The following is a 6658-nucleotide window of genomic DNA, read 5'->3' as shown; positions in this document are numbered from 1 at the left end:
TCATACCCCGCTGGTTGCGGCCGTGCTCGGCACAGTCGCGCAGACCGCGCCCGCGATTCTCGCGGACGTCGCGCTCGCGGCGACGCCCGAGCCGACCTTCATCGACACCACGGAGCCGCGCGTCGAACTGGCCCTGGCCCGGGGCGAGCACGGCGAAGGGCTGGCCGTGCCGCTCTCGGCGCTCGGCGCGACGCTCTCGGCGCTGGCGGGCGACGCGAGCGTGACGGCTTACGAGCTGACGGGATTGCCGGGCGGCGAGCCGACCTTGGCCGGCGAAGCGATGCCGGCCTACGGCGTGCATGTCGGCGTCGCGCCGTTCTCGTTCGAGACCTTGGCGCACAATGCGCTGGCGAGCCGTTTCGATCTGTGCCAATTCGAGTTCGAATCGCGCCCTTGGCGGCTCGATCGGGCGACGCTGCGCCGGTTGCGCTTGCCGATCGCGCTGGGTTGCGCGGCCTTGATCGCCGCGGTGATCGGCGCCAACGTCCAGTGGATGATGCTGGCGCGCGAGCGCGACGCGCTCAATGCGCAAATGACCGAGCTGCTGCTCAACGCCTTCCCCAAGACCACCGTCGTGCTCGATCCGGCGTCGCAAATGACGACCCAGCTCGAGCATCTGCGCGTCGCCGCCGGGGAAATGTCGCCCGACGATTACCTCTCGCTGGCCGCGCGGCTCGAGCATTCGCTCGGCGGCGTGCCCGTCAACGGCATTGCGGCGCTCGATTATCACGATCGCCGCCTCGAAGTGTTGTTCAAGCCCGACGTGAAGCCCGATCCCGCCTTCGGCCAACGGCTCGCGCAGAACGGGCTCGTCGGGGATATCGATACGAACACCGGTAAGTGGGTTATTCGAAACGGGGGCGGTCAATGAATGTCGGCACATTAGGCCAACTCTGGGCCGAATTCTGGGAGCCGCGTACTGCGCGGGAAAAGCTGCTGCTGACCTGGGGCGCCGTGGTGCTCGCGCTCGTCGTTGCCTATTCGGTGTTGTGGGCGCCCGCGCAGCAAGGCCGTGCGCACCTGCGCCAATCGCTGCCCGCGATGCAGCGGCAGATCGCGCAAATGACGGCGCAAGCCGACGAGGCGCGCGCGCTCGCGCCGGGCGCGCAAGGCGTCGTGCCGACGGGCGGCGCGTTGCGCGATGCGTTGTCGGCGTCGCTCACGCAGGCAGGCCTTGCCACGACGCAAGTGCGCCTGGCGGGCGACGCGGTGCAGATCGATGCGAAGAACGCTGCGTTTCCGGCCTGGACGATGTGGCTAGACGGTGCGCGCAAGCAATTCAAGGTGCGTGTCGTCGAACTGCATGCGACGGCGCTGAAGGAGGACGGGCAAGTCGATCTGACGGTTTCCGTGCAGCCGGCCACCGCGCCCGCGAGGTCTGCGCAATGACGGTGGTGGTCGCGATGCATCGAGCCTGCAAGCAGATAGGCAAGCAAATAGGCGAGCTTAACGTGGGCCGAGCGCCGGGACGCGAAGCGCTGCGAGGTTGGGCATGAACCGGATGGGACGGCGCTTGCTCGCCGTGCTGCCGTGGTTCGCCATTGCGGTGCTCTCGTGCGGGACCGTGCTGATCGTGATGATGCCGGCGGCTTGGATCACCCCGCAGTTCGCCAAAGCCACGCAGGGCCACATCAATCTCGTCGAGCCGTCGGGTTCGCTCTGGCACGGCTCGGCCACCCTCGTGCTGGCGGCGGGCAAGGACGCCGGTGCCGGTACGCTGCTGCCCGGGCGCGTGCGCTGGGATACGGCATTTTGGCCGCTGCTGACGGGCCGGCTGCACATGCGGATGCAGCAAACGCCTGCCATGGCGCAATCGATCGACATCGATGCGGCGCCGCGGGGCACCACGATCACCGCCGGGGACATCGCGGTGCCGGCCGCGCTGCTGGCGGGCCTGGGCGCGCCGTTCAACACGCTCGACCTGCAAGGGACGGTGCAGCTTAGCTGGACGCCTTGGCGGCTGCTCGGTGCGCGCGCGTACGGTCAACTGACGGTGACGTTGACCGACATGAGTTCGCGCGTGTCGCCCGTCAAGCCGCTCGGTTCGTATCGCGTGACGCTGCAATCGCAAGGCGATACGTCGACGATCGATTTGTCCACGCTCGGCGGTTCGCTGCTGCTGAACGGGCACGGCACGATGTCGGCCAACTCGACCTCGTTCCACGGACAAGCGAGCGCTACGCCGCAGGCGAGCGACAATCTGGCGGGCTTGCTCAATCTACTGGGACGCCCGACGGGCGACGGCACCGTGGCGCTCGATTTCAACCGCTAGCTGCCGTTCTCGCGCGCCATCTGCGCGACGTCCCAGCCGCCCCCGAGCGCCTTCACGAGGCCGACCGACGACACCATCCGCTGGCCGGCCAAGTTCGCGAGCTTTTGTTCGGCGGTGAAGGCCGTGGTTTGAGCCGTCAATACACTGACGTAGGCGACGGTGCCCGCCTTGTATTCGTTGGTCACGATCGCGAGGGCTTGCTTGGCCGAGGAGACGGCCTGCCGCTGCGTGACGACCTCCTGCGCGAGGATGCGTTGCGACGCGAGATCGTCCTCCACTTCTTGGAATGCGCCGAGCACCGTTTGCCGGTACACGGCCACTTGCTGATCGTAGCTGGCGCGCGCGGCCTCGGTTTGGGCATGGCGCAGGCCGGCGTCGAACAGCGTGGCGGCGAGCGCCGGGCCGACGCTCCAGAATCGCGACGGGAGCGTGAAGAGGCTGGACAGCACGGAGTTTTGGTAGCCGCCCTGCGCCGAGAGCGTCAGCGACGGGAAATAAGCGGCAATCGCGACGCCGATCTGTTCGTTGGCGGCGGCGGTGCGGCGTTCGGCGGCCGCGATGTCGGGGCGCCGTTCGAGTAGCGCCGACGGCACGTCGATGGGGACGGACGGCGGCTCGGCATCGAGCGGGATCGGTGGAATCGAAAACGTCGACGCGCTCTGGCCGACGAGCACGGCGATCGCGTGTTCGTCTTGCGCGCGCGCCACGCCGTTGTCCACGGCGGCGGCTTGCGCCGACAGCAACTGCGTTTGCGCCTGTATCACGTCCGCGCGCGCGGTGACGCCCTGCGCGTATTGGTTTTGCGTGAGCTTGAGCGCTTGTGCGTAAGCGCCGACCGTATCGTCCAGCAGCTTTTGCGTCGCATCGAGTGCGCGGAGTTGGAAGTAAGTCTGCGCGAGCGTGGCCTGGGCCGACAGACGCGCGTTCGCCAGCTCGGCCGCGGCCCCTTCTTGCCCCGCCTTTTGCGCGGCCACGGTCCGGCTCACCTTGCCCCAAAGATCGGGCTCCCACGAGGCGTCGAGCGCCGCACTGAACGTGTTGCCGATGCGCTCGCCACTGCTCGCGAAACCGGACGTGCCGCTGCGCGAAAACGCTTGGCCCGAGCGCGATGCGCTGGCCGACAGCCCGAGCGTGGGGAAGTAGGCGGCGCGCGCTTCGGCAACGAGCGCGCGCGCCTGCCGATAGGCTGCCGCATATTGGGCGACCGTCTGGTTCGACGCGTTCAATTGGGCCATGAGCGCATCGAGCCGGGCGTCGTTGTAGATTGCCCACCAATTGCCGCGATCGGCTCGGTCCGCCGGTTCGGCCACTTTCCAGCCGGCCGGCGTTTCCTTATACGACGCGGCCGTCGGCGTACTGGGGCGATGATAGTCGGGGCCGACGGCGCACCCGGCGAGCGAAGCGACAGCGCCCGCGAACGACAGTGCGGCGGCGAGAGAGTAAGAGCGACGATACGGCATGCCAGCGTAGGGATCGATGGATTGGGCCGATGGTAACGCAGGCGATACCGAGCGGGGGTTACCGCAAGTTACCGCTGTTATATGCGTTGCCCGCCTGCTCTGCCCTCGACGAACTTACAGGACGCAACCATCATTGCATAGAAAAATATTGACAAGGCAATCAAATATCGCGATATTGGCGCCGAATGGGCATGCCCGAGGCGTCCCCGGGATATCCGTGGCGCGAGGTAGGGCGCTCTCGCACGGTCAAGAACAAGGAGAACGCGCATGTCAAATGCGGCTTCCGCTAGCGGCGCGCCCCAGGCGGCGCCGGCGCAGCTGACGGGCGGCACGCTCGCGCTGCTCACGGTGGGTCTCGCTTTCGGCACCTTCATGGAGGTGCTCGACACCTCGATCGCGAATGTCGCGGTGCCGACCATTTCGGGCAGCTTGGGCGTCGCCACGAGCGATGGGACGTGGGTCATTTCCTCCTACTCGGTGGCGGCCGCGATTGCCGTGCCGTTGACGGGCTGGCTTGCGCGCCGCGTCGGGGAGGTGCGGCTTTTTACGATGTCGGTGCTCGCGTTCACGATGGCGTCGGCGCTATGCGGCCTGGCTGTGAACTTCCCCTCGCTGATCGCGTTCCGATTGTTGCAGGGGCTCGTCTCGGGACCGATGGTGCCGCTCTCGCAGACGATCTTGATGCGCAGCTACCCGCCCGAAAAGCGCGGGTTGGCGCTCGGCCTATGGGCGATGACGGTGATCGTCGCACCGATCTTCGGCCCCGTGATGGGCGGTTGGATCACCGACAACTACACGTGGCCGTGGATCTTCTATATCAACTTGCCGATCGGTCTGATCTCGGCCGCGTCGGCTTTCTTCCTGCTGCGCGGGCGGGAAACGAAGACGACCAAGCAGCGCATCGACGCCGTCGGCCTCGCGCTGCTGGTCGTGGGCGTGTCGTGTCTGCAAATGATGCTGGACCTCGGCAAGGATCGCGATTGGTTCAATTCGACGTTCATCGTCGCGCTCGCGCTGATCGCGGCGATTGCCCTCGCCTTTCTGCTCGCCTGGGAAATTACCGAGAAAACGCCCGTTATCGATCTGACGCTGTTCAAGGACCGCAACTTCGCCCTCGGCGCCTTGATCATCTTTCTCGGCTATATGGCGTTCTTCGGATCGGTCGTGATTTTTCCGCTTTGGTTGCAGACCGTGATGGGCTATACGGCGGGGCTCGCGGGGCTGGCCACCGCGCCGGTGGGCTTGTTGGCCCTGGTGCTCTCGCCGATCATCGGGCGCAATCTGCATCGGCTCGACCTGCGGATGGTCGCGAGCTTGGCGTTTACGGTGTTCGCGATCGTGTCCGTTTGGAACGGCACGTTCACGCTCGATGTGCCGTTCGGCCATGTCATCTTGCCGCGGATCGTGCAGGGGATCGGCGTCGCGTGCTTCTTCGTGCCGATGACGACGATCACGCTCTCGAGCATTCCCGACGAACGGCTCGCGAGCGCATCGGGCCTGTCGAATTTTCTGCGGACGCTCGCGGGGGCGATCGGCACGGCGATCAGTACCACTTTCTGGGAAAACGACGCGATTTATCACCACGCGGTGCTTGCCGAATCGATCAGCGCTTACTCGCCGAATACGACGAGCTACCGCGATGCGCTCGGCACGCTCGGGTTGTCGGGCGACAGCATCGGCGCGCAGTTGAACTCGCTTGTCACGCAGCAGGGCTACATGATGGCGACGAACGACTTCTTCCGCATTTCCTGCGCCGCGTTCGTGCTGCTGGCCATGCTCGTTTGGATTACCAAGCCTAAACGCGGTGCCGGTGGCGTCATCGCGCATTAACGATGGGACGATGGCCTGCGTACCAAGGCCATACGAAGCATGGCCTACTAACGCGTCCGCGCGTGCACCGCGCTGCCGGCGGCGTCACTGCGGTGCCGGTGCGCTCGTCTGAGCATTGCCGCGCGCGGGCTCGGTTCCCGATCTCACGAATGCCTTGAAGTCGGCGGCCGCTTGCCAAGGATCGGGGCGGCAGCCGGCGACCGGACGATCGCAATGCGCGGCAAAGCCGATCGTCGAGGTGCCGTCGGGATTGCGCGCGAGCGTGGCTTGGAAGGCGGGTATGCCGCTGCCGCCCGTGGGACCGGCCGTCTCGATCGCTTGGTTCGTATCCGTTTGCAACGGGTATTGGCTATGCGCGGTAATCCACTGCCGGGCGCGCTGCCACCAGAGCGTGCATTGATCCGCGCGGCACACGAGCGGCTGTGCGGCGATCTGCATCGTCTCCGGATCGACCTGGTTGGTCGAGGCGCATCCCGCGACGAGCGCGCACGCGAGCACCGATCCGATCGTTCTCATACGAAGGCCCTCCCTCTGTCTTCTGCGTTCGAGAAGTTCGACGCGCCCCGTCCTCAGACGTTCTCGGGGCGCGCCGCGGGCGGCATATTTCTCTGTGCACCTATACGCTGAAGCGATCGAGCGAGTAGCTGCGATAGTCGTTGACGAATTCATCGAACGAATCGGGCGCGTCGCGCTGCTCGAGTTCGGCCTGCTCCGCGAGCGAGCGTTCGGCCAGTGCACGCGCGGCCAGCAACGCGTCGGCATCGAGCGGCCGGGCACGGAAGTGCTCGGCGTGCGCCGTGCTCTGCGCCAAACCGAACGCGAGGAAGCTTTGGCCGCGCTCGCGCATCGTGCGCAGCACGCGCGCCGAAGGCGTTGCCTCCGGATCGGCCAGCTTCGTACGCTGGGCGGCCACGGCACGCACATAGTCATCGCCGCCGCCCACCGCGTCCAACGCGCGAGCGGCCGCCTCGATATGCGCCATGAGTTCGTCGGCCCACTCGCGCATCGGCACGGCACGGCCTTCGCGCGTGAGCGTCAAGCCGGGCCTGCGCCCTTCGAGCGTGACGCGGCCGAAATTGGCATTGGCCTCTGCGTA

Annotated in this window: 6 protein-coding genes and 1 pseudogene; 4 read left to right on the top strand and 3 right to left on the bottom strand. The window is 66.6% G+C overall.

The genetic code is table 11. From position 1 onward, the window contains the following. From gspL to ACTHN9_RS17160, 3 genes are all read left to right on the top strand, one after another. Positions 1-871, top strand: an 871-nt coding sequence (gene gspL, locus ACTHN9_RS17170) for a type II secretion system protein GspL (protein ID WP_440537979.1), incomplete at its 5' end; no start/stop codon positions are given. Next, positions 868-1389, top strand: coding sequence for a type II secretion system protein GspM (gspM, locus tag ACTHN9_RS17165; protein ID WP_440537978.1), 522 nt, complete (start codon positions 868-870; stop codon positions 1387-1389). The genes gspL and gspM, both read left to right, overlap by 4 nt. A 103-nt stretch (positions 1390-1492) precedes the next feature. Further along, a complete protein-coding gene (locus ACTHN9_RS17160; RefSeq protein ID WP_440537977.1) occupies positions 1493-2272 on the top strand; it encodes a type II secretion system protein N in 780 nt (259 codons plus the stop codon). On the opposite strand, the gene ACTHN9_RS17155 is transcribed toward ACTHN9_RS17160, so the two are convergent. Further along, positions 2269-3732: an efflux transporter outer membrane subunit gene (locus ACTHN9_RS17155; RefSeq protein WP_440537976.1), complete on the bottom strand. Its 1464-nt coding sequence runs from the start codon at positions 3730-3732 to the stop codon at positions 2269-2271. The genes ACTHN9_RS17160 and ACTHN9_RS17155 overlap by 4 nt on opposite strands. 267 nt (positions 3733-3999) lie before the next feature. Here ACTHN9_RS17155 and ACTHN9_RS17150 point away from each other — a divergent pair, with 267 nt between their 5' ends. Then, positions 4000-5562, top strand: a complete 1563-nt coding sequence (locus ACTHN9_RS17150; RefSeq protein WP_440537975.1) for a DHA2 family efflux MFS transporter permease subunit — start codon at positions 4000-4002, stop codon at positions 5560-5562. Positions 5563-5646: 84 nt separating this feature from the next. Here the strand turns inward: ACTHN9_RS17150 and ACTHN9_RS17145 are convergent, their stop codons facing one another. Then, positions 5647-6078 (bottom strand): hypothetical protein, encoded by a 432-nt coding sequence (locus ACTHN9_RS17145; protein WP_440537974.1) that lies wholly within the window; start codon positions 6076-6078, stop codon positions 5647-5649. Positions 6079-6178: 100 nt separating this feature from the next. After that, positions 6179-6658, bottom strand: a pseudogene (locus ACTHN9_RS17140) (glutamate--cysteine ligase); the annotation flags it as partial.

The sequence above is a fragment of the Trinickia sp. genome, assembly GCF_051953405.1.
Lineage (GTDB): Bacteria > Pseudomonadota > Gammaproteobacteria > Burkholderiales > Burkholderiaceae > Trinickia.
Note: the sequence above shows the minus strand (reverse complement) of the source record. Positions and strands in the feature narration are given on the sequence as shown.

What these genes read in the sequence shown, in the direction of transcription:
- gspM (WP_440537978.1), top strand. Translation starts at nt 868, where the DNA reads ATGAATGTCGGCACATTAGGCCAACTCTGGGCCGAATTCTGGGAGCCG.
- ACTHN9_RS17145 (WP_440537974.1), bottom strand. Translation starts at nt 6,078, where the DNA reads ATGAGAACGATCGGATCGGTGCTCGCGTGCGCGCTCGTCGCGGGATGC.
- ACTHN9_RS17155 (WP_440537976.1), bottom strand. Translation starts at nt 3,732, where the DNA reads ATGCCGTATCGTCGCTCTTACTCTCTCGCCGCCGCACTGTCGTTCGCG.
- ACTHN9_RS17150 (WP_440537975.1), top strand. Translation starts at nt 4,000, where the DNA reads ATGTCAAATGCGGCTTCCGCTAGCGGCGCGCCCCAGGCGGCGCCGGCG.
- ACTHN9_RS17160 (WP_440537977.1), top strand. Translation starts at nt 1,493, where the DNA reads ATGAACCGGATGGGACGGCGCTTGCTCGCCGTGCTGCCGTGGTTCGCC.